This is a genomic window from Pseudomonas sp. 5C2, assembly GCF_034314155.1.
GTDB lineage: Bacteria > Pseudomonadota > Gammaproteobacteria > Pseudomonadales > Pseudomonadaceae > Aquipseudomonas.
This window is the reverse complement of sequence record NZ_JAVIWH010000003.1, coordinates 1-21,977: the sequence shown is the minus strand read 5'-3', so window position 1 is coordinate 21,977 and position 21,977 is coordinate 1. Positions and strand designations below refer to the sequence as shown.

At 56.2% G+C, this 21,977-nt stretch carries 17 protein-coding genes, 1 tRNA gene and 1 pseudogene; 8 read left to right on the top strand and 11 right to left on the bottom strand.

The window, feature by feature from the left end; all coding sequences use genetic code 11:
- Positions 1 to 604 precede the first annotated feature (604 nt).
- From RGU44_RS14790 to bglX, 4 genes are all read right to left on the bottom strand, one after another.
- Positions 605 to 1,927: an MFS transporter gene (locus RGU44_RS14790; protein WP_322181612.1), complete on the bottom strand. Its 1,323-nt coding sequence runs from the start codon at positions 1,925 to 1,927 to the stop codon at positions 605 to 607.
- Between the two features lie 178 nt (positions 1,928 to 2,105).
- On the bottom strand, positions 2,106 to 3,443 hold the full coding sequence (locus RGU44_RS14785; RefSeq protein WP_322217858.1) for a sigma-54 dependent transcriptional regulator: 1,338 nt from the start codon (positions 3,441 to 3,443) through the stop codon (positions 2,106 to 2,108).
- Positions 3,444 to 3,449: 6 nt separating this feature from the next.
- The gene (locus tag RGU44_RS14780) at positions 3,450 to 5,228 is read right to left on the bottom strand and encodes an ATP-binding protein (RefSeq protein ID WP_322217855.1); all 1,779 of its coding nucleotides are present in this window, start codon (positions 5,226 to 5,228) and stop codon (positions 3,450 to 3,452) included.
- A gap of 154 nt (positions 5,229 to 5,382) precedes the next feature.
- Positions 5,383 to 7,671, bottom strand: a complete 2,289-nt coding sequence (gene bglX / locus RGU44_RS14775) for a beta-glucosidase BglX (protein ID WP_322217853.1) — start codon at positions 7,669 to 7,671, stop codon at positions 5,383 to 5,385.
- A gap of 273 nt (positions 7,672 to 7,944) precedes the next feature.
- Here bglX and RGU44_RS14770 point away from each other — a divergent pair, with 273 nt between their 5' ends.
- From RGU44_RS14770 to RGU44_RS14760, 3 genes are read left to right on the top strand one after another with little or no spacing between them, the layout of a single operon-like run.
- Positions 7,945 to 8,553, top strand: coding sequence for a LemA family protein (locus tag RGU44_RS14770; protein WP_322181606.1), 609 nt, complete (start codon positions 7,945 to 7,947; stop codon positions 8,551 to 8,553).
- Complete coding sequence (locus RGU44_RS14765; RefSeq protein ID WP_322217851.1) at positions 8,553 to 9,281, top strand: TPM domain-containing protein; 729 nt, start codon at positions 8,553 to 8,555, stop codon at positions 9,279 to 9,281. Before RGU44_RS14770 ends, RGU44_RS14765 begins: the two co-directional genes overlap by 1 nt.
- 26 nt (positions 9,282 to 9,307) lie before the next feature.
- Positions 9,308 to 9,925 (top strand): hypothetical protein, encoded by a 618-nt coding sequence (locus tag RGU44_RS14760; protein ID WP_322181601.1) that lies wholly within the window; start codon positions 9,308 to 9,310, stop codon positions 9,923 to 9,925.
- A gap of 59 nt (positions 9,926 to 9,984) precedes the next feature.
- Here RGU44_RS14760 and RGU44_RS14755 read toward each other — a convergent pair whose 3' ends face one another.
- Positions 9,985 to 10,995, bottom strand: coding sequence for an alpha-xenorhabdolysin family binary toxin subunit B (locus RGU44_RS14755; RefSeq protein WP_322217849.1), 1,011 nt, complete (start codon positions 10,993 to 10,995; stop codon positions 9,985 to 9,987).
- A 1-nt stretch (position 10,996) separates the two neighbouring features.
- The gene (locus RGU44_RS14750) at positions 10,997 to 12,217 is read right to left on the bottom strand and encodes an alpha-xenorhabdolysin family binary toxin subunit A (protein ID WP_322217846.1); all 1,221 of its coding nucleotides are present in this window, start codon (positions 12,215 to 12,217) and stop codon (positions 10,997 to 10,999) included.
- A gap of 285 nt (positions 12,218 to 12,502) precedes the next feature.
- Between RGU44_RS14750 and RGU44_RS14745 the strand changes: the two genes are divergently transcribed.
- On the top strand, positions 12,503 to 13,720 hold the full coding sequence (locus RGU44_RS14745; RefSeq protein WP_322181595.1) for an SAM-dependent methyltransferase: 1,218 nt from the start codon (positions 12,503 to 12,505) through the stop codon (positions 13,718 to 13,720).
- Here the strand turns inward: RGU44_RS14745 and RGU44_RS14740 are convergent, their stop codons facing one another.
- Both RGU44_RS14740 and RGU44_RS14735 read right to left on the bottom strand, forming a co-directional pair.
- Positions 13,721 to 14,617 (bottom strand): DMT family transporter, encoded by an 897-nt coding sequence (locus tag RGU44_RS14740; RefSeq protein ID WP_322217844.1) that lies wholly within the window; start codon positions 14,615 to 14,617, stop codon positions 13,721 to 13,723. It lies immediately after the preceding gene.
- A 133-nt stretch (positions 14,618 to 14,750) separates the two neighbouring features.
- Complete coding sequence (locus RGU44_RS14735) at positions 14,751 to 15,797, bottom strand: DUF4917 family protein (RefSeq protein ID WP_322217842.1); 1,047 nt, start codon at positions 15,795 to 15,797, stop codon at positions 14,751 to 14,753.
- A 181-nt stretch (positions 15,798 to 15,978) separates the two neighbouring features.
- Here RGU44_RS14735 and yiaY point away from each other — a divergent pair, with 181 nt between their 5' ends.
- Positions 15,979 to 17,127 carry an L-threonine dehydrogenase gene (yiaY, locus tag RGU44_RS14730; RefSeq protein WP_322217840.1) on the top strand — a complete coding sequence of 383 codons (1,149 nt, stop codon included), beginning with the start codon at positions 15,979 to 15,981 and terminating at the stop codon, positions 17,125 to 17,127.
- A 19-nt stretch (positions 17,128 to 17,146) separates the two neighbouring features.
- Positions 17,147 to 17,476 (top strand): DUF2025 family protein, encoded by a 330-nt coding sequence (locus tag RGU44_RS14725; protein WP_322181586.1) that lies wholly within the window; start codon positions 17,147 to 17,149, stop codon positions 17,474 to 17,476.
- An 83-nt stretch (positions 17,477 to 17,559) separates the two neighbouring features.
- On the opposite strand, the gene RGU44_RS14720 is transcribed toward RGU44_RS14725, so the two are convergent.
- The gene (locus RGU44_RS14720; protein WP_322217839.1) at positions 17,560 to 18,234 is read right to left on the bottom strand and encodes a TIGR02466 family protein; all 675 of its coding nucleotides are present in this window, start codon (positions 18,232 to 18,234) and stop codon (positions 17,560 to 17,562) included.
- Positions 18,235 to 18,440: 206 nt separating this feature from the next.
- Here RGU44_RS14720 and RGU44_RS25115 point away from each other — a divergent pair.
- Together RGU44_RS25115 and RGU44_RS25110 are read left to right on the top strand one after the other, a co-directional pair.
- Positions 18,441 to 19,784, top strand: a pseudogene (locus RGU44_RS25115) (HAMP domain-containing protein); the annotation flags it as partial.
- 102 nt (positions 19,785 to 19,886) lie between these two features.
- Complete coding sequence (locus RGU44_RS25110) at positions 19,887 to 20,642, top strand: methyl-accepting chemotaxis protein (protein WP_407074625.1); 756 nt, start codon at positions 19,887 to 19,889, stop codon at positions 20,640 to 20,642.
- 191 nt (positions 20,643 to 20,833) lie between these two features.
- Here the strand turns inward: RGU44_RS25110 and RGU44_RS14710 are convergent.
- Positions 20,834 to 20,907, bottom strand: a tRNA-Gly gene (locus tag RGU44_RS14710).
- Between the two features lie 467 nt (positions 20,908 to 21,374).
- Positions 21,375 to 21,977, bottom strand: a 603-nt coding sequence (locus tag RGU44_RS14705; RefSeq protein WP_322217835.1) for a hypothetical protein, incomplete at its 5' end; no start/stop codon positions are given.

The following is a 21,977-nucleotide window of genomic DNA, read 5'->3' as shown; positions in this document are numbered from 1 at the left end:
GACTATTGCTGAAATTAATAGTACGTAAATTCTCATATAAATCATGTGGTTGCTGTGGTAGTGGGCGTCGGGAACGGAGGGTAATGTGCACTGGGTACTCGCTTTTTCGGTGACGTCAGACACGAGGTTGGCAGCAGTAGAGTGAGCAGTAGAATTATTATTCTGGAGAGGTAGTGCACGCACTTTTCATACCGAAGTTACGTGTTGTTTGCCGGTGCAACAATACAACGGGCTTTCATAAACTCCGTAAAAGAATCAGCCCGGCATAGGCCGGGCTGAAGGTAAATCCAAGAGGTGTTACCTCAAACGGTTTGCACTGTCCGCGTCATCACTCAGCCGCTACGCCGCTCAGCTTTGTTAATAATTAAACAAAGGGTGCTATTAACTGTCATTAAAAATAATAATTAATAAAAGCCAATAAAATCATGTAGATGTGTGCAGTTGTCGGTGGGGTATGCAAACGTCTAATGGATATTTCCGACTTTCTTGCGACCCACTCATGCCCGATTGGGGAGGCCGTTGAGGTGTAAAGAAAAGGGGCGACCACTTGAAGTGGTCACCCCTTTTTTGACTGCGTGTCCCGATTAGAAATCGACATTCACGCTCAGTCGGTTTCAATCCGTGAGTGCTTTCGGGTGTCCTTCATGAACACGTAAACCAGCAGCGAAACGGCAATACAGGCGGTGACGTACCAGTAGTAGCCCGTCTCCATGCCGATGCTTTTGAACCACAGCGCGATGTATTCCGCGGTGCCGCCGAAGATCGATACGGTCAAGGCATAAGGCAAGCCCACGCCCAAGGCGCGAATTTCGGTGGGGAACAGTTCGGCCTTCACCACGGCATTGATCGAGGTGTAACCGCTGACAATAATCAGCGCCGCCATGATCAGGAAGAACGCACCCCACCAGCTCTGGACGGTGTGCAAGGTGGTCAGGATCGGCACCGTGAACAGCGTACCCAACACGCCGAACGCAATCAGGATAGGACGCCGTCCGATTTTGTCCGACAGTGCGCCGACCAAGGGCTGGATGCACATGAACAGAAACAGCGTGGCCGCTGAAATGGTGGTGGAGTCGGAGATGCTCATGCCGACGGTGTTCACCAGGTATTTCTGCATGTAGGTGGTGTAGGTGTAGAAGGCCAGGGTGCCGCCCATGGTCAGGCCGACCACGGTCATCAGCTCCTTCGGATGACGCATCAAGGTGCGCATCAGGCTTTCTTTTGGCTTCTCTTTTTTCTGGGTGAACGACTCGGTCTCTTCCATCCCGCGCCGCAGGTACAGCGCGACCACGGCACACAGCGCGCCGATCACGAACGGAATACGCCAGCCCCATGCGTACAGCTGCTCAGTGGTCAGGGTTTGCTGAAGGATGATCAGCACCGCCAGCGCGATGAGCTGGCCGGAGATCAGGGTGACGTACTGAAAGCTGGAGAAGAAGCCGCGACGCTCTTTGGTGGCCATCTCGCTCAGGTAAGTTGCCGAAGTGCCGTACTCGCCACCCACGGACAAGCCCTGCAGCAGGCGGGCGAATATCAGCAGAATCGGTGCGCCGACGCCGATGATTTCGTAACTCGGGGTCAAGGCGATGATCAGCGAGCCGAAGCACATCAAGAACACCGATATCATCAGTGCAGCTTTGCGTCCCTTGCGGTCGGCGTAAATGCCCATCAGCCAGCCGCCGATCGGGCGCATCAAAAAGCCCACAGCGAAGATCGCAGCGGTGTTGAGCAGTTGTGCGGTGGTGTCGCCCTGAGGGAAGAACGATTTTGCGAAGTACAACGAGAAAGCGGCGTAGACGTACCAGTCGTACCACTCGACCAGGTTGCCGACCGAGCCGCTGAAAATCGATTTCAGGCGACTGCCTGTGGTTTTTTCTTTGGTCGACGCGGCAGCCGACCCTTTAGACAGAGAGTTGGGGATGTCCATCACTGATCCTTTAAGTCATTGTTTTTAGTGGAGCACGCGCAAGCGCAGCCTGGCAGTCCTATAGCAGGAGCTGTGCCAGGCCGGTGATGGCCGGTCTAGAGGGGGTTGGTTGGTTTTTTAGGCGGGAATCCGCTCATTGGCGTGATTCCCATGAGCGGAAAGTTGCCGATAGAGGGGCTTATTCAGCGCCCAGCAGAAACATTTCCCGTTGCAGGCCGTGACGCTGCATTTTCTCGTTGAGGGTCCTGCGTGGCAGTTGCAGTTCGTGGAGGACGGCCTTGATGTCACCTTTGTGCCGGGTCAGTGCGCTGCGCAGGCAATGGGCTTCGAACGCCTCTTGCCGAGTGGCCAGTGACTGCCCCGAGTCGGTGGCTGTGGGCTCTGCCTGGCCCAATCCCAAGACTTGACGTTCTGCCGCGTTGGCCAGTTCGCGGACATTACCCGGCCAGTCATGGCTGAGCAGATGGCTCAGTTGCGCGCCGCTCAATACCGGCGCCTTGCGCCCCAGGCGTTTGGCGGCGGTGCGGGCGAAATGGCCGAACAGCAGCGGAATGTCTTCGCGGCGCTCGCGCAACGGCGGTAAACACAGTTCGGCCACGTTCAGGCGATACGCCAGGTCTTCGCGAAAACGCCCGGCCCGTGCCTCTTCCAGCAGATCCGGTTTGGTCGCGGCGATAATCCGGATGTCGACAGAGATGCTCCGGTTAGAGCCCAGCCGTTCGAGGCGCTGCTCCTGAATAACGCGCAGCAATTTGACCTGCTGGGCCAGCGGCATGCTTTCAATTTCGTCGAGAAACAACGTACCGCCGTCGGCGTACTCCAGCTTGCCAATACGTTTGCCCTGCGCCCCCGTGAAGGCACCGCTTTCGTGGCCGAACAGTTCGGCTTCGAACAACTGCTCGGGGATCGCCGCGCAGTTGAGTGCGACAAAGGGTTTGCCCGCCCGAGGGCCGAAGTCATGCAGGCAGCGCGCGACCAGTTCTTTGCCGCTGCCGGTTTCGCCGCGAATGACCACGTTGACGGGCAGTTGCGACAGCTCCAGCACTTGCCGGCGCAGGGTGTGCAGACTGGGTGCAACGCCCATCAGGGTTTCGTCCAGTTTGGACTTGGCATCGGCTTGTTCATGCAGGCGTCGGTTTTCCAGGACCAACTGCCGCTTCTCCAGCGCCCGGCGCAGGCTACTCATCAGTGTTTCCGGGCTGAAGGGTTTCTCCAGAAAGTCATAGGCACCGTCGCGCATGGCATCCACCGCCATGGGCACATCGCCATGCCCGGTCAGCAGGATCACCGGCAAGTCCGGGTCTAAGCGTTGCAGGCGGGCCAGAAACTCCAGGCCGCTTATCCCTGGCATGCGCACATCGCTGAGGATTACGCCGGGGAAATGATCGGGCAGGGCGGCCAGGCAATCTTCCGCGCGGCTGTGCACCTGCACACGGAACCCGGACAGCGACAGCCATTGTTGCACCGCATCGCGGATGCTGGCTTCGTCATCGACCACAATTACAGAATTCAGCATGCAGGATCAGGCCTCTGGATCAGTGGGAAGCGTCAGTGTGAATCGCGCGCCGCCGCCATGATTGTCGACGCACAGCGTGCCGCCGGATTCGTGGACGATGGCATAAGACACCGCAAGGCCCAGGCCCAAACCGTCGCCCACTGGTTTGGTGGTGAAGAACGGGTCGAAAACGTTGGTCAGATGCTCCTGCGCAATGCCGCCGCCACTGTCGCCAACTGTCAGCCGCCATTGCCTGGGCTTAGTGGAATTGTGTGCAGGCTGCTCAGCCTCAATGCGTACTTCCAGACGCTTGAGCGGTTTATCGCGCATGGCATCCAGCGCATTGCGCAGCAGGTTGATCAGCACCTGTTCCAGGCGGATCGCATCACCGCGCACGTACGCGGGTCGGGTCAGGTGCAAGACGCAACTGACGCGTTCATCACGCAGCCGGGGCTCGAGCAACAGCAACGCCTGATCAACCACCGCCGCCAGATCCAGCCGTTCCCGCAGGCCGCTGGGGCTTTTGCGGGCAAAGGTTTTCAAATGCCCGGTCAGCGCTGCCATGCGCGTCAGTTGTTGATCCAGCGGGGTCAGGGCCTGATAGGCGTCGTCGATGCGGCCATGATCAAGCAGCAGACGCAGGCTGGCCAGTTGCATGCGTTGGGCGGTCAGCGGCTGATTGATCTCGTGGGCCAGCGCCGCAGACATCTGCCCCAACGCCGCGAGTTTGGCCGACTGCACCAACCCGTCCTGAGCGGTACGCAGGTCGCGGGTGCGTTCTTCGACCAGTTGCTCCAGTTCTTCACGGTTGCGCTGATGCACGCGTGCCAAACGCCAACGCTGATAAAGAAACAGGCTCAGAAACACCAACGTCAGCCAGGTGCCGGCCGCTGCCAGAGCAGCATTGCGCATGTCTTCGGCCGCCACCTGTGGCTTGCGCAAAAGATGCAGGGTCCAGCCTTCGGCGGTGAGTGGCAAAGACTCCCACAGATAATCCACCGCACCGTCGGGGCCTTCGATCCTGACGAGATGGCCGTTGTCGTCGAACGCTTGGATCACTTGACGATGCAGGGCCGACAACGGTTGTTTGTCGTACTGGCGGGTGGCGGCCAGTTCCGCGCGGTCGCTGGCGGAAATCGGCTGCAACTCGCGATAGCGCCAGCCGGGCTGATTGGCGATGAACACAATGCCTTTGGCGTCGCTGACCAGCAGCAGGTCGCTGCCTTGGCCCCATTCGTGTTCCAGTTCGGGAAACTCCAGTTTCACCACCATGGCACCGAGAAAATCGCCCGCGTCGCTGGTGACGGCGTTCGATAAGAAATAACCGGGAATGCCGCTGGTCACGCCAACCGCATAAAAGCGCCCCACGCCTTGGGCTTTGGTCTGCAGAAAGTAGGGGCGGAACGCATAGTTATGGCCAACATAGCTACTCGGCAAACGCCAGTTACTGGCGCCGACCGCTAAACCGTTGCGGTCGAGCAGCTCCAGGGTGGATGACTGCGCCGCGCTGTTGATCCGTTCCAGTTTGCGGTTCACCGTGTCCTGAGTCGTTGAGCTGACCGGTCCGCTCAAGGCCGAACGCAGTTCAGGGTCCAGCGCCAGCACTGCGGGCAGCGCGCGATAGCGTTCGATCAGGGTGTGCAGCGTATTGCCATACAACGCCAGTTGCCCACGGGCTCGCCCGGCATCGTCGGCCAGGGCGTGACGTTCGGTCTGCTGCATCGCCAGTCCGGCAGCCAACACCGCGCCCGCCAGGATCAGCAGCACATAGAGAGGCAGGCGAAAGGTGCGGGAAGTGAAGGACATGGTGGCGGAGACGGAAGTGAGTCGGCAGGCACCTTAGCACGGGGCAGGGCCGAGAACGCTGGGTGAACGTCGAGATTTCATGTCGTGTGACGTTCAGTCTTCGCGAAGGATGCAACGCGGTCCAGAGGCTGGACCGCGCCTGATACAGGGCCGCTTATAACAACTCAAAGCTCTCTGTTTTCACGTCTTCAGAGTCGAGACCAATCATCACGTTGAATTCGCCCGGCTCAGCAGCGTATTTCAGGGCCGGGTTGTAGAACTTCAGGTCGTCTTCAGTGATGACGAAGTTGATGACTTTCTCTTCTTTCGGCTGGAGCATGACTTTCTGAAAGTTCTTCAGCTCTTTGACCGGGCGACTGATGGAGGCAGCAACATCGTGCAGATAAAGTTGCACCACCGTTTCGCCAGCAACCTTGCCGGTATTTTTTACCGCGATGCTGGCGGTCAACTGGCCGCCGCGTTTCATATGTTTATTGGATAACGTGACGTCCGACAGACTGAACTGGGTGTAGCTCAAGCCATAACCGAAGGGAAAGAGCGGGCCAGTGACTTCTTCTTCGAAGTAGTTTGACGTGTAGTTCGGGGGCGAACCGAGCGTGAAAGGACGGCCGGTGCGGAGGTGGTTGTAGTAAACCGGAATCTGCCCCACCGAACGAGGGAAGGACATCGGCAATTTGCCTGACGGGTTGTAGTCACCGAAGAGCACGTCAGCTATTGCGTTACCGCCTTCGGTGCCGGTGAACCAGGTTTCGAGCATCGCGTCAGCCTGTTTCTGTTCCTCGACCAGAGTCAGCGGGCGGCCGTTCATCAGCACCAGCACCAGGGGTTTTCCGGTGGCTTTGAGTGCCTTGATCAGGTCGCGCTGTCTACCGGGGATATTAAGGTCAGTGCGGCTCGCCGATTCGTGGGACATGCCCCGCGACTCGCCAACCACTGCTACCACCACATCAGCCTGCTGGGCAACCTTGACCGCCTCGGCAATCATTTCTTCGGCCGGGCGCGGGTCGATCTCGACTTCGGTGACCATGAAATTCAGGTAGTTAATGACTTTCGGGTTGTCAGAGACATTGGCGCCGCGAGCATAAACCAGCTTGGCCTTGTCGCCGACCGCATTGGCCAGACCGTCAAAAATAGTGACCGATTGTTTCGGTACGCCTGCAGCGGACCAGCTGCCCAGCATGTCCATCTGGCTTGTCGCCAGAGAGCCAATCACCGCGATGGTGCCTTGCTTCTTCAGCGGCAACGTCTGGTTATCGTTTTTCAGCAATACCATGGTCTTGCGTGCCACCTCACGCGCTTCTTTGCGGTGCAGGCGGCTTTCGGCGTTGGTGTCGACCGGGTCATGAGCGGCATTGCCGATACGACGGTACGGGTCGGCGAACAGGCCCATGTCGTACTTGGCGCCCAACACTTCGCGCACGGCGTTATCAATATCTTTTTGGGAAATCTCCCCGTCCTTGAGCAGACCAGGCAAGTGTTTGCCATAGGCCGAGTCATTCATGCTCAGGTCAATGCCGTTCCTGATCGCCAGCTTGGCGGCTTCACGTTCGTCGCTGGCCACACCGTGGCGGATCAGTTCCTTGATGGCGCCGTGGTCGCTGACGGTCACGCCCTTGAAGCCCCACTCCTTGCGCAACAGGTCCTGCATCAACCAGGTATTGGACGTGGCCGGTACGCCGTTGACCGAGTTGAGGGCGACCATTACCCCGCCTGCACCGGCATCGATCGCGGCGCGGTAAGGCGGCAGGTAGTCCTGGTACATGCGCACCGGACTCATGTCGACGGTGTTGTAGTCACGACCGCCTTCTACCGCGCCATACAGCGCAAAGTGTTTGACGCTGGCCATCAGGCTGTCAGCGCCACCGGGATGCTCGCCGCGATAAGCGTTGACCATCACCTTGGCAATGCGCGACACCAGGTAGGTGTCCTCGCCAAACCCTTCCGAACTGCGGCCCCAGCGGGGATCGCGGGAGATATCGACCATCGGTGCGAAGGTCATGTCCAGGCCATCGGCGCTGGCTTCAATGGCTGACGTACGACCGCTCAAGGCTATCGCGTCCATGTCCCAGCTCGCCGCAAGACCCAGGCTGATCGGAAAGGTCGTACGATGGCCGTGGACCACGTCGTAGGCGAAAAACATGGGAATCTTCAGGCGACTCTTCGCAACTGCCGCTTCCTGCAAAGGACGGTTTTCGGAACGGGTGATCGAGTTGAACGTGCCGCCGATTCTGCCGGCAGCAATTTCCTTGAGGATATTCGGCTGCGGCATTTCGGGGCCGATACTGATGAGTCGCAACTGCCCGATTTTTTCATCGAGGGTCATTTGTTTCATCAGGTCGGAAATGAAGACGTTTTTAGTCTGCAGGGTGGTGTCATTGGTCTCGGCCATTACCGAGTGACTGGCCAGGCCGACGACAAGGCCCAGCAAACACAGCTTATTCATGACTATTTTCTCAAGGCGTTCTTCAGCAACTTACGTTAAGTACTGGTCAGCCAAATGTTGGGTATTGAGCCTGTTGCGCTTATTGTCGATCAGGGCGAAGGGGTCGCCACTGAACTCTTTGTCGCGCAGAGCATCTTTAGCGCAGGGAGTTTTAGCGTATTGCGCGTTAGCAATCCAGTCTTGACCGCGGATTATGCAGCGGATCGTCTGGTTTGGCTAAAGTCAGTCTGTCGGGTCAGAATGAATAAGCATTTCAAACGGGGAGAAAAGGACATGCAAACACAACGGGGCTTTCGTTTCAGTTGGTCCATGACGGCGCTGATGCTGCTGAGCACGTTATTGGCCGGTTGTGGCATCAACAACATTCCGACCTATGACGAGCAGGTGAAGGCTGCCTGGGCGCAGGTGCAGAACCAGTATCAGCGTCGGGCCGACCTGATCCCCAATCTAGTCGAGACTGTGCGCGGTTATGCCAAACAGGAACAGACCACCCTGACCGCTGTCATTGAGGCGCGGGCCAAGGCCACGTCGATTCAGGTCGACGCCAGCACCTTGAACGATCCGGAAAAACTCAAGCAGTTCCAACAAGCTCAGGGTGAGCTCACTAGTGCGCTGAGTCGTCTGATGGTGGTCTCCGAGCGTTACCCGGACCTGAAATCCAACCAAAACTTCCTTGCCCTGCAATCGCAGCTTGAAGGCACGGAAAATCGCATCGCCGTGGCGCGCAAAGACTTCATCGCGTCGGTCGAGCGCTACAACACCGAAATTCGTACCTTCCCCGGTCGCCTCTGGCACACCGTGATGTACAGCGATCTGCCGATCCGGCCGAACTTTGAAGCCACGACGCCAGGCTCCGAGAAAGCCCCTGAAGTGAAATTCTGATGCGCGCCCTGCGGCTGTCCCTGGTGGGTTTACTGTTGGCTTGCGCCACGGTGACTCTGGCCGCGCTGGTGTTTCCGCCCATGACCGGACGCGTGGTCGACACCGTGCACCTGATAGATGCGCAAACAACAGCGCAACTGTCACACATGCTTGAGGCTCATGAGCAGGCGACCGGCGAGCAGGTTGTGGTGGTCACGCTGCCCAACCTGCAAGGCACCAGCATTGAGGATTATGGTTACCAACTCGGCCGTTTCTGGGGTGTCGGGCAAAAGGGCAAAGACAATGGCGCGTTGCTGATTGTTGCCCGCGATGATCATAAAGTGCGGATTGAGGTGGGCTACGGCCTTGAAGAACGCCTGACCGATGCCCAGTCTTCGGTGATCATCAACCAGATACTCACCCCGGCGTTCAAGGCCGGTAACTTCTCCGGCGGCATCAGCCAGGCCGTGCAGGCCATGATCCAGGTGCTCGGAGGCAACCCGCTGGCCGAGCCCGCCGCCGACAATGGCTCCGGCGATGCTATGCAGAACATGGTGTACCTGGCGCTGTTCTTGATCTTTATCGTGATGAACATGCTCTGGGGCAGAGGACGAGGCGGTGGCGGTGGCTTCATGGGCGGCATGGGCGGCATGGGCGGTTTTGGCTCTGGAGGCTCACGCTCTGGTGGTGGCGGCTTCAGTGGCGGTGGTGGCAGCTTCGGCGGCGGCGGCGCGTCCGGTAATTGGTAAATGATGGGTCCTATAGGTGATCGCACATGGCTTTACTGAATAAAGAAGAACAGCGCGAGGTCGCCGAGGCCGTTCGCCGGGTCGAACAACGAACCGATGCCGAACTGGTCACGGTGCTGGCCGCACAGGCCGACGATTACACGTACGCGCCGTTGATCGGGGCTGGGCTAGTGGCGCTGTTGCTGCCTGGACTGATCAACTATTACCCAGGCTGGCTGAACGCCAATCAGCTGCTGTTGGTGCAGATGGCCACTTTTATCGTTGCCGCACTGATCATGCGCGTTCCGGCGGTGACAACCCGTTTGATCCCCAAATCCGTACGCCATTGGCGTGCTGGTAACCTGGCTCGCCGCCAATTCCTCGAGCAGAATTTGCACCATACGCTCGGCGGTACCGGCATCCTGATCTTCGTCTGTGAAGCTGAGCGCTATGTTGAAATCATCGTAGACCGGGGCATCAGCAGCCGTGTGGACGACACTGTCTGGAAAGCGCTGATCGAGGTGTTCACTCAACAGGTCAGTGACGGGAAGACCTTGCAAGGGTTCCTGGGTTGCATTGAAGCCTGCGGCGAATTGTTGGCGACCCATGTGCCTGTGACGCAGACGCGCAATGAGTTGCCGAATCGGTTGGTGGTGCTGGGGTGACCGGCAAGTGAAAGCAGATGACGGTTTCCCAGGCATCTGCTTTTGCGGCGAGAGATTGATTAGAGTGTGCGGGTTACAGTGTAAAAAGAATGCACATAGGCCTTCAGTTGAACAAGGTGCTGAGAAAAATTCTCGTCGAGCAGAACGTCATTGCTGTTTGAACCTAGAAAGATCTGAAATGATTTAGCGACTTTTTGGGCCTCTTGCACCCAAACGGTTTTGGTCTGCTCGACATTGGCCAACCCCATAAGTTGATTGGACTGATCGATAAGGGTGTTGATCTCAGCGTCAATATCACGGGATTGGGTAGTAAGGGCGTTATAACGATTGCGCAGCTTATCCCTCTCGTTGATGAGGTCTACGTAGTTAAGCGTGCGACTGACATGCTCCAGTAACTTCTCCAGTCGGCCTGCCGCCAGCTGAATCGCCGCAATTTCTGGCATCTCTATATTCAAGGCACCCAACTCTGCGGCGGTAGGTAACGTGTCCTTGAACAGGTCCGCTATATTATATTTTTCAAAAACCTTGATGGCTTCACTCAGCGTGCGTCGATCATCGACAATGTTGCTGAGCTGAACATTAAGCCCGGCGTTTTTCTGGGTCAGTGTGTTGATTCGGTTTTGCAATGTAGTGTGTAACGTGCCGTCTTTCAATTTCAGGTTGATTGCACTGATGTCATCGGCACCCCGGGAGATGGATCTGGCGCCTTTTTGAATGGAGGTGATTACGGTGGCGATAATCCGCATTTTCTCTTGGTTCAGCAGATCAATGCCGCGTTGTTGTTGGGCTGCCGTTAATCGATCGCTGTCTTTGATTTGCTGGATTTTGGTGTCGATAGGCGCCAGGTGGGTAGTGTCCAATATGACGAAGACATTTCTTAATTCGTCCCGGAATACCTGATCCGCACGGTTGATGGTGATATCCAGGTGCTGAAGTTTGTCGTCCATTGCCGAAAGGAACGCCAGTCGCAGAGACATGGCTTGCACATTGATCAGTTGTTTGGACGCCGCCATGACCGACAAGTCAGGGCTGGAAAATGGCAAAGAGGTGTTCAGTTGATAAACGTTCATTTCATATCCTTATGAATAAATAATGCCGGCTAAGTTTGTATTCGGTGAGTGCGCTTTCGAACGCAATCAGTAATTCGTGGGTGTAATTTTTGATGGTATGCCACGGAGAAACGACGCGCTCAAATCGTACGGCAAACGTCAAAAGATCATGGGTGTTATTGATGCTCTCGAGTTCTTCCGCAGAACGATCGATGTACTTGGCCAGAACGGCCCACATGTCTTCAAGGTTCTTCGAGCTTTGTTCGGCATCCAACATGCGAATTTCCATATTTTGGAAATGTAAACTCAACCCGTGCAGAGCGGCAACGAGTGGACGTTTTATTTTAAGGGAGCTGATTTTTTTGTTTTTTTCAGCGATAAGACTATTTTTTTCCTTGCGGATTTTTTCCGCTTTAGCACCAAGAATTCCACCGACAACGATGAGACCTATAGGGCCCCCAAACCCTCCCCATGCGACGTTAGTAGTTAGCGATTTGTATTCTTTGTTTTTTTGATCGATCACGCTCGTCAGTTCGTCAATATCCTTTTCCAAATCTGTCACTTTCTGATTGAGATTGGACGTGCTCGTGAGGGTGATTTTATCGTTCACGCTCGGGATCAACTGTTCCGCAAGCGTCTTTGCAAAATGTGTGATTTTTTGTTTTACGTCATGGGTTTCTTTTTTTGATTTCGCGATGTCGGCTGCGATTATATTTAAATAAGAAACCAGCGCCGTTTTGATTTTCTGGTCTTTTGGATTCAAGGGTGCCAATGGCAGGTCCTGAATGCTTTCAAGTGACAGGTCGGCGACGGTCAACTCCAGTTGGTCCAGAATGTCCATTCTGTCGATGATGTTCAGAATTCTTTGGCCGGATACGGTAAAGCTGGTTGCAAATATATCCAGTGATGTGCCAACCAGTTTTATTTCACTTTCAAGGGGTGCCCAACGCTTGGCGTGGGCGTTGATGCTCGTATAGGTCTGCAGGATGTCTATGGGCTCAAGGCCCTTAATGTTACTGGTTTTGAAACCGAGGTGGTTCTCCACCTCAGCAAGTGTCAACGGGAAGTTCAAACTTTGTTTTTCATAACGCTTGATAGTCAGAATGTCTTCTTTTGTCAGAATTAGCGCTGAGCCGCGGCCACCATTTTGTTCTGCTGTCGTGGAGATTTTCAAGTAATCGAGCGGTTTTGTTACAGCGTGTTCCAAGGTGTCGTCGTTTTTTAGTTCAATAAGCTTGTTCATAGAGTGGGCACTTCCTGTGCGTGATAATAAAAATTAATAGCGGACACTGCAGTCTGTTTGCTCATTAGACGCTCTTAAATATAGCCGGATTTCAGTCTGCGCACTTTACGTTTTGGGATTTGGCTCGGAAGTTATTTCATCAGTTGTTGTAGGAAATGTTCGCGTCATATTTTGTCTGGCTCGCTATAGGGCGCTTTACCTATAAGAAAATAATCGTACGTTTCTACCATCAACTCTTCTAAAATGGCCGCCTCGTTATTTTTAGCCCGTCCGAGGCGCTTTCCAATGTCAGCCACTGCAACGTCCACCCAGTCTGTGCCGGATCATCGTGCGCAGTTTTTGAGCCTGCTGGACACCAGTCTGTCGCAGAACTCCTTTATCAAGCTGGTACTGGCCAAGTACGTCGGCGCTGAGGTGGAGTTGCAGCGCATCATCATCAAGCTGACGACGATCAAGGAGCTGCCGCACCTGTCGTTCGTGTATCGCTATAAAACCCGCGACATCACCAAGAATTTCCCGCTGGCGGAAGGGGTCGAGGTGATCGCGGGTTTATTGCCCGAATCGTTCAAGAACGCGCACTTGTTATCGTTGACTGACGAAGTGCAGTTGGAATACAGCAAAAAAGGTAAAAGTACGCTGTTCACCAGCAAGGCCCAGCAGCAGCGCGAAGCGCCCTCGGTCGAGCATGATCGTGAGAAGAAGCGCTTTCTGGAGCTGAATCGACCATTTTTGACCGACTTGGGCGTGACCAATAAACAGCACGAACTGATCCCGTCCATGTCGCGTAAGTGGAAGCAGATCAACAAGTTCATTGAGGTGTTTTCCCACGCCTTGAGCACCTCGCCGCTGGCGCTGGATCAGCCGATCAAGGTCTCGGACTTTGGTTCGGGCAAGGGCTACCTGACCTTTGCGATTCACGATTACTTACGCAACACCTTGCACGCAGAAGGCCATGTCACCGGGGTCGAGTTGCGCGAGGACATGGTCACGCTGTGCAACAACGCCGCTGCGCGTTTGGAGCATCCGGGGCTGGTGTTCCAGCATGGCGATGTGCGCACTGTGGCGCCCAGTGCCATCGACGTGATGATTGCCTTGCACGCCTGCGATATCGCCACCGATTACGCGATCCACATGGGTATTCGTTCCGGGGCGTCGATCATCATGTGCTCGCCGTGCTGCCATAAACAGATCCGCTTGCAGATTCAAAGCCCGACGCTGTTGCGGCCAATGCTGCAATACGGTTTGCACATGGGCCAGCAGGCAGAAATGGTTACCGACAGTTTGCGTGCCCTGTTCCTTGAAGCCTGCGGTTACGAGACCAAGGTGTTCGAGTTCATCTCGCTGGAGCACACCAACAAGAACAAAATGATTCTTGCGGTCAAACGCGCCGAGCCGCTCAAACAGCCGGAGTTGTTGAGCAAAATCCAGGAATTGAAAGCGTTCTACGGTATTCAGGAACACTGCCTGGAAACCCTGCTCCAGGCAGACGGCTACATCAGCTGATTAGACTCGGGTGGTGATCGGCTTGGGCGCAATGACCGTGGTCTTGCGTCCCAACATCACCGTAGCGATGACGCCGGCCGCGAACACCCAGGTAATTGGCTCGATGTGCTCACCGAAAAACAGCGCTGAAAAGACGATGGTGAAGAAAATCTGCAGCAGTTGCACCTGACTGACTCGCGAGATGCCGCCCATGGCCAGGCCGGCATACCAGGCGAAGAAGCCGATGAATTGCGAGAAAATCGACACATAACCAAATGCCCACCACGTGCCGGTGGAGATCGGTCCTTGATGCTGCAATGCCAGATAAATCACCGGCCCGAGCAGCAGCGGGCTGGACAGGACCAAGGCCCAACAGATCACCTGCCAACCCCCCATCTGCTTGGCCAGACGGCCGCCTTCGGCATAACCCAGCCCGCCGATGGCCACCGCCGCCAGCATCCACACGTCGCCCGCCTGAATATTCCCCGCACCGCTGATCAACGCATAGCCGAGCACCAGCGCACTGCCCAATGCCGCACAGGCCCAGAAGGCTTTCGATGGGCGCTCATGTGAGAGCCACGCCGCATAGATCGCCACGCACAAGGGTTGCAGGCCATTGACCAGCGCGCCGTGGGACGCAGGCAGGGTTTTCATCGCCCAGGCGGACAGCACCGGAAAACCGACAATCACTCCAAGCGCTACCAGACTCAGACCTTTGATCTGCGTCCAGGTCGGCCACTTTTCGCGCTGCCAAAGCAACAGCGCCGCAGCTGGAATCGCCGCCAGTAATGCGCGGCCCAGGCCATTGAGGAGTGGGTGGATTTCCTGGACCACGATGCGGGTCATGGGCAGCGTCAGACTGAAAATAATCACCCCGATCAGGCCCAAGGCCATACCGGTGTTTTCGCGAGAGGACATGATCGAAACGTGGCCTTGTTGTTATGGGATACAAGAACATCTCATCTAGCCACAAACCGACCCGCACGCGCCCTCACAGCTACAGAGAGATTTATCCGTACAGTTCGGGTGCTTCTTCAGGCGTGAATTGCTCTCAGCGCTTTGAGCCCACTGGTTTCAGTGCGCTTACAGTCGTATTCAGACGTTCGACGGGCACCGACAATTCAGGGCTGCCCAGCGGGTGGGTCTTGGCATCGAAGAACTTCAAGGTCACATCCAGCCCCGCGAAGACGCTGCTGTAGTGCCGCTTTTGGTGTTGGATAAAGGCGGCGCTGCGCGGGTAAATGGAGAGGGCGATGGTCTTGACCCCGGCATGCCTGATCGCGTCGACGATGTGTTTGTCCTGGGTGCCAAGGGCGTGGCCGAAGATGCACAGGGCGTCTTCATGAGTCGCAAGTTGCGAGTAGCAGAAAGACAGGTAATCCGAGTGGCGGATCATCTTCAGCTTGTTCTCGCTGTTGTCTTCGCTGATGAATAGCGGCACGTCGTCCAGGGCATTGATGGCGAAGCTGCCCAGCAGGGTGCTTTCCGATGACAGCAGTTTGCGAACGCTGCCATCAAGGTTTTTCACAAGGTGCAAGCCGCCGTGCAGATAAAGAATGCGCGTGGCATTGGTCGGCGTATTGCTGAGGTCGAAAGTGGCGTCATCGTCGAACAGGTCGTTGAAGGCCTGCGGCGACTGCATCACGGCCCAATAGCAGAGCAAGTCATAGTTGGTCGAATAAACAGTACGGTACTGGCTGAGTTCTTGATTGAGACGGGTCAGGGTACTTTCTTCCACCAGACGCCATGGAATGTGGACTGAACGCACGGCGTGGATCAGGGCTTCTTTAATCGCGAAATACCGATTACGTGGCGATGAAGAACTGATGGTCAGTGCTGCGTTGACCCTCATGGTGGTTTTCAGCGCACTCAGGATCGGCTCGAAATTGCTGGTGTTTATGGCCTTGAATACGGCGAGTTCGGTATGGCTCAACGGTTTGTTACGGGTGGTCTCGGCTTTTTCGAAGAGCGAGTCGTAAGAAAAGTTCTTCCACACCGCCATGCTCGCGCCGTTTCCGATCAGCAAACCGGAAAATGGGGTGGTCGCCCGCAGCTCATTCCAGTCTGCAAGCTCAGCGTCAAAATCCGTGAAGTCCATAGTCTCTGTTCGTCGTCAGGTCGGGGAAAGGCAGCGCCGGGACTTTATCACGCCTATCGGCTGATCCCGACGTTGATGCCGGTATTGAGCCAGATCAATGCGAAATGTTTGCAATCAGAAGATGCTGCACGCATTCGCCAAACCGGATCGACTGGCTTGGCTTGGTTACAGGGGACTTGCCATGAGCAGCACTTTCTTTATTCCTGCGGTGAACATCATGGGCATTGGCTGCATGGCCGAAGCGATGACCGCCATCCGCAACTTCGGATTTCACAAAGCGTTGATCGTAACCGACGTCGGGCTGGCCAAGGCCGGTGTTGCGGCGAAAATCGTCGGGTTGTTGGCCGAACAGGACATCGATGCCTTGGTGTTCGACGGCGCACAACCCAACCCTACCGTGGGTAACGTTGAGAAGGGCTTGGCGCTGCTCAAGAACAGCGGCTGCGATTTCGTAATCTCCCTCGGCGGCGGCTCGCCCCACGATTGCGCAAAAGGTATCGCATTGTGCGCGACCAACGGCGGGCACATCAGCGACTACGAAGGTGTCGATCAGTCGGCCAAGCCGCAGTTGCCTGTAGTTGCAATCAACACCACGGCGGGCACAGCCAGCGAGATGACGCGGTTTTGCATCATCACTGACGAAGTCCGCCACATCAAAATGGCCATCGTCGACCGTAATGTCACCCCCGTGCTCTCCGTCAACGATCCCGGATTGATGGTCGCGATGCCTAAAGCGCTCACGGCAGCCACGGGCATGGACGCACTGACCCACGCCATTGAAGCCTACGTCTCAACGGCCGCTACCCCGATCACCGATGCCTGCGCCCTGAAAGCCATGGCGCTGATCGCCGATAACCTGCGCCAGGCCGTGGCCAATGGCAGCGACATGGTTGCGCGGGAAAACATGGCGTATGCGCAGTTTCTCGCGGGCATGGCGTTCAACAACGCCTCCTTGGGTTACGTGCACGCGATGGCTCACCAATTGGGTGGCTTCTATAACTTGCCCCACGGCGTGTGCAACGCAATCTTGCTGCCCCATGTCGAAAGCTTCAACGCCAGCGTCTGCCCGTCACGGCTGACCGACATTGCCCACGCCATGGGTGAAGACACGCGCGGCCTCTCCCCCGACGACGGCAGCCGGGCGGCCATCGCCGCGATTCGCAATCTGTCCCGTGCCATCGACATCCCTGCGGGCCTCAGAGAACTGGGCGTCAAGGAGGAAGACATTCCAACCCTGGCTGCCAACGCCTTGAAAGACGCCTGCGGCCTGACCAATCCGCGCCCGGCTGAACAGCTTCAGATCGAAGCGATTTTCCGCAGCGCACTTTGATACGTCCCAGAGGCTAACCATGAGCATTACCTCGAGCGTCATTTGTGACGCTTCCGACCTGCTTAAAGGCTTTGTCGGCTACCACCACAAAGCGGACCGGTACATCGTTCGTTTCAGCGAAGACGCCTTTGGCATGGACGTGCCCGACCATACCATCACGCCGACTCACGAATTCGTCTGGCAAGCTGGTGATAACCAGGTCATGACACTCAAGCGCGACCTGTTGGCGTTGTTGCTGGAGCAGAACATTGATGACCGGCTGAACATCACCGAGCCACTGCGGGTTTATGTAAGACGCGTGGATTTGCCGGAGATAACGGCAGTGCGGAAATTGAAGGGCGGGGTGTGAAGAGGCTCGAACGTCAGGACAGACCTGTGATTCCAGAACAGGAAACCGGTGTCTGTCCTTGATGGCACTGCGATAACGTCGGCTCAAATAGCAAAGTTGAACGCCACGGAAATCCTCGGCCGATCACCTTCGTAGCGACGCACAGCGTGCATTAGCCAGGAGGGAAACATCAGCAGCGTACCGCTTGAGGGCGTGACTGTGCTCGCGTAGCCTGCCGCCAGACAACCCGCGATGCGCATGCGCAGGGCGGGATTGAGCAGCGCCGGTGTGATCCCACGCGGGTCGATGAATTCCAGTTCGCCTCCGAGTTCAGGATTGTGCCCGCGACCGCCATCGTCTACCCAATACACTCCAGACCAAAATGCCCCCGGGTGCGCATGTAATGAGTTGGAGTGGCCCTTGCGGTTGATATTTGCCCATGCGCTGTAGCGCCACTGCAAATGAGCTTCTATGAGACCGTGCTCCGGCGAGCTGATGGCTGACAGCTGGTTGGCCAGCTCCTGTGCGAAGGCGACCAGTTTTGCGCCAGGCTCACCAGCCCACGTGGCGAAGTCGTCCTGAGATTGCCAGCCGCCATCGTTACTGTGCAATGTGCCAAGGTCGTGTGCCGAACGCTCCAGGATGATCGACCGCAGTTGTTCGTTCAGAAGCTCATGCTCTGGGTGGATCAAGCTGGCGATAGGCGTGGCGAATAGACGAGTGATCTTGATCAGGTCAGCATCGACCTGATCTGAACACGCGCGACTGTTGGCAGGCATGATGCGGATATCCGGGTTGAAGTGGATATTTTATACACTCCCCGGCGCGACTATCTCCAGTCTCATCGGGTAACGGTTCTGGTACGTATTCGGTACATGGGGCTAACCGATCACGATCATCGGCGATCCGTGCGGCCTCGACCCAAAAAGGCCTCGGTCTCAAGTTACGAGGCCCAAGGCCGTTACAAATATATAACTACAAGAATATGGCGGGTAACACCATATGCGGCTCTCGCCATCCTCCCGGCCGGTCCACTATGAGAACACTTATGTTCGATAACTTTTCTATCCGCCTGAAGATTGTATTGCTCTCAGGACTTTGCCTGCTGGGTGTGGTTGGATTGATCGTCGGGATGAATTTTTACCAGACTAACCAGAATGACCAACTGGTCGGCGCCTCAAGCAAGAAAATGCTCACTGATAGTGTGCAGAACCTGTTACAGGCAAAGGCGACGGAAAAAGCGCTACGGGTACAAAAGACATTTGGTGACAGTCTGCTGATCGTCAATGCAATGGCCGACCAAGTCGTCGACATACGCACCATGGCCGGTCACCGCTCACTGGACGCCGCCGCGCTGCGCGAAGAGCTCAACCACAGCCTGGGCACCGTCTTTGAACGCAACACCGGCGTGCTGGGTATCTGGCTATCCTTCGAGCCTAACGCACTGGATGGTCGAGACACTGAGTTTGCCAATGACGCCAAGCACAGTGCCAACGAAGTGGGACGGTTTTCCTCTTACTGGAGCCGTGCCGATGACACCAGCCTGAACACCGTCATTCTCGAAAGCGACATGACCAAGACTGAACTGAACCTCAGCGGCATGCCCTACAACACCTGGTACACCTGCGCGCTCCATAGTGGCAAGACCTGCCTGCTTGAGCCCTACGCCGACACGGTCGGCGGCAAACTGGTGTTGATGACAACCATCGCCGTGCCCGTTCGTGTCGACGGCAAGGTCATCGGTGTGGTGGGTGTGGACCTGGCCCTGAGTTCGCTACAGGCAGAGGCGGTCAGCTCCCAGAAAGAACTGTTCGACGGCGCCGGGCACATGCTGATTGTCTCGGGCAGTGGCTTGTTGACAGCCAACAGCGTCGACGCCGGCACCCTGGGCAAAGGCATTGAGCAGGTCTTGGGCGGCGACGGTAAGGACATCCTCCGGGCGATCGGCACCAACAAGGTCAGCGTGGTCAAACAGGGCGACGTGATCCGGGCGATTTTTCCGGTGACACCGATCCCCGGTGCTACCCCTTGGGGTGTGGTCATCGACTTGCCAGAACAGGTGCTCCTGGCCGACGCGGTCAAATTGCAGGCCGTGCTCGACGCCGCGAAAACCAGTGGCACCGTCAAGGCTCTGTTGGTCGCAGCCCTCGCGGGTCTACTGGGTCTGCTGCTGATCTGGCTGACGGCCTCGGGCGTGACTCGGCCGATCAACAGTGTGGCGGCCATGCTCAAGGACATTGCCAGCGGTGACGGCGACCTGACACAGCGCCTGAAATACGCCAAGCGCGATGAACTCGGTGAACTGGTCAGCTGGTTCAACCGCTTCCTCGACAAACTGCAACCGACCATCGCCGAGATCAAGCAAAGCGTCACCGAAGCCCGTGCAACCGCCGACCAGTCTTCAGGCATCGCCCGTCGTACCAGTGATGGCATGCAGGTGCAGTTCCGCGAAATCGATCAGGTGGCAACAGCCTCCAACGAGATGAGCGCCACCGCCCAGGACGTTGCGAGCAATGCCTCAAGTGCGGCCAGTGCTGCTCGAGGTGCCGACCAGTCGGTCAAGGACGGTTTGACGATCATCGAGCGCAGCACACGCGATATCACCCTGCTGGCCGAAGAAGTCAGTAATGCCGTGACCGAAGTCGAAGCGTTGGCGGTCAATAGTGAGCAGGTGGGTTCGGTGCTGGAAGTGATCCGCAGCATTGCCGGGCAAACTAACCTGTTGGCCCTCAATGCCGCCATCGAGGCTGCGCGTGCCGGCGAAAGCGGGCGCGGTTTTGCGGTAGTCGCCGACGAGGTACGCAACCTCGCCAAGCGCACCCAGGATTCCGTGGAAGAGATTCGCCACGTGATCGAGCGCATCCAAAGCGGCACTCGCGGCGTCGTGCAGACCATGCATTCAAGCCACAGCAAGGCCCAGGAGAACGCTGAGCACATTCATCAAGCGGTTCAGGCTCTGAGCAAAATCAGTGACGCAGTCACGGTGATCAGCGACATGAACCTGCAGATCGCCAGCGCGGCCGAACAGCAGAGCGCCGTTGCCGAAGAGGTCAACCGCAACGTCTCGGCCATTCGCACCGTCACCGAGACCCTTGCCGGTCAGGCCACCGAGTCGGCGCAGGTCAGCCACCAACTCAACGCCTTGGCGACTCACCAGATGAAACTGATGGATCAGTTTCGCGTTTGAAGGTCCTGCGCGGTGAGTCAAATGCTCAGAGGAGATTTGACTCACGGCAGCGGCTTGCGCGTTAAGCCGTCATTTCCCCATGGCCGACCGCTATACGAAAACTTACAGGCATAAAAAAAACCGGCTAAGAGGCCGGTTTTTTGGTTTTCACTGCTCTCCGCTATACGCAGGAACATGTGAAATCAGGAAATTGGAGCGGGTGGCGGGAATCGAACCCGCGTGATCAGCTTGGGAAGCTGGAGTAATACCATTATACGACACCCGCTTTGAGCGGCTGACTTGAGCAGCGCAGCCGGGCGGCACTATACCCCATAAAATGGTTTCGTAGTAGTGATTCGTGTTGGTTCTTCATTTTGCTGAGGGGCTGTTGCTGTTGAACCGTGCCACCACCACTCGGTTTTGGTCAAGCGAGGTATGGAACTCAGTTTTGGGCATCTAGGCTCGCTAGAAATCAAGGGAGGATGTAAGCGATGAGTAGCACCGACGCTATAGCGAAGGCCATCCGGGAGGCCGAGCTGATGCTAAAGTTGAGCGAGACTGTCCGAAACGGCGCTTTCACCGCTGTATTCATAGGGCGTGGCCTCGCTGGAGCAGGATACACTCAAGCTGTAGTATCCCACCTCATGCTCCATTGGCATGTATGTATGAATGATCTATTGTCATCCAAGCACTCAGTAGCGAACGCCTCCACTCAACTCCGGCAGAGGGTCCGTAACTTCGCCAACCGCTCCATTAAATGGCCATCAGTCGCTCACATAGCTTGGTGAGAGACTCGCGTCTGATGCCTGACAGCTCCCTGTTAACAAGTGCTACTGCGCTGCTTTTTTGCCCTTTCATGGCCAGATACGTTGCTTTATAACGTATGTAAGTTCTGTATGTCTGCTTGCTTTTGGTTTCGGTAGAGTCCAAAAGCTTTATTGCCCGCTCCAGCTTCGATAGCTGTTTATGTTGAATTGCGAGATCAGCCAATGTGAGAACCGGATAGTTAACATCTGGATAACGCGTAATAGACTCCTCGATAAGTTGAAATGCTCCGTGTAGGTCTCCGTCGTAATTGGCGAGAATCTTTGCCCGGGCAGAGGAATACATTTCCTGTGCCCTGTTGGAAGAGTTGGATTTCAGCCTTAGTGCGAGTTCTTCTAATAAGCCACGATCCACATCATGACGATCCTTGTAAAAAAGGCATGATAGATAGTTATTGGCATTTAACGGATTGTTCGGGATTCTTTCGTAAACTTCTTTTGCCAGATCAAAAGCCAATTCATGTTCGTCACTCTGCATGTATACAAGGACGATTTCACTTTTCGTTTTGAAGTCATTGGGCTTGCGCTGTAA

What these genes read in the sequence shown, in the direction of transcription:
- RGU44_RS14765 (WP_322217851.1), top strand. Translation starts at nt 8,553, where the DNA reads ATGCGCGCCCTGCGGCTGTCCCTGGTGGGTTTACTGTTGGCTTGCGCC.
- RGU44_RS14790 (WP_322181612.1), bottom strand. Translation starts at nt 1,927, where the DNA reads ATGGACATCCCCAACTCTCTGTCTAAAGGGTCGGCTGCCGCGTCGACC.
- RGU44_RS25110 (WP_407074625.1), top strand. Translation starts at nt 19,887, where the DNA reads ATGCAGGTGCAGTTCCGCGAAATCGATCAGGTGGCAACAGCCTCCAAC.
- RGU44_RS14740 (WP_322217844.1), bottom strand. Translation starts at nt 14,617, where the DNA reads ATGTCCTCTCGCGAAAACACCGGTATGGCCTTGGGCCTGATCGGGGTG.
- RGU44_RS14725 (WP_322181586.1), top strand. Translation starts at nt 17,147, where the DNA reads ATGAGCATTACCTCGAGCGTCATTTGTGACGCTTCCGACCTGCTTAAA.
- RGU44_RS14755 (WP_322217849.1), bottom strand. Translation starts at nt 10,995, where the DNA reads ATGAACGTTTATCAACTGAACACCTCTTTGCCATTTTCCAGCCCTGAC.
- RGU44_RS14760 (WP_322181601.1), top strand. Translation starts at nt 9,308, where the DNA reads ATGGCTTTACTGAATAAAGAAGAACAGCGCGAGGTCGCCGAGGCCGTT.
- RGU44_RS14735 (WP_322217842.1), bottom strand. Translation starts at nt 15,797, where the DNA reads ATGGACTTCACGGATTTTGACGCTGAGCTTGCAGACTGGAATGAGCTG.
- RGU44_RS14785 (WP_322217858.1), bottom strand. Translation starts at nt 3,443, where the DNA reads ATGCTGAATTCTGTAATTGTGGTCGATGACGAAGCCAGCATCCGCGAT.
- RGU44_RS14780 (WP_322217855.1), bottom strand. Translation starts at nt 5,228, where the DNA reads ATGTCCTTCACTTCCCGCACCTTTCGCCTGCCTCTCTATGTGCTGCTG.
- yiaY (WP_322217840.1), top strand. Translation starts at nt 15,979, where the DNA reads ATGAGCAGCACTTTCTTTATTCCTGCGGTGAACATCATGGGCATTGGC.
- bglX (WP_322217853.1), bottom strand. Translation starts at nt 7,671, where the DNA reads ATGAATAAGCTGTGTTTGCTGGGCCTTGTCGTCGGCCTGGCCAGTCAC.
- RGU44_RS14770 (WP_322181606.1), top strand. Translation starts at nt 7,945, where the DNA reads ATGCAAACACAACGGGGCTTTCGTTTCAGTTGGTCCATGACGGCGCTG.
- RGU44_RS14745 (WP_322181595.1), top strand. Translation starts at nt 12,503, where the DNA reads ATGTCAGCCACTGCAACGTCCACCCAGTCTGTGCCGGATCATCGTGCG.
- RGU44_RS14750 (WP_322217846.1), bottom strand. Translation starts at nt 12,217, where the DNA reads ATGAACAAGCTTATTGAACTAAAAAACGACGACACCTTGGAACACGCT.
- RGU44_RS14720 (WP_322217839.1), bottom strand. Translation starts at nt 18,234, where the DNA reads ATGCCTGCCAACAGTCGCGCGTGTTCAGATCAGGTCGATGCTGACCTG.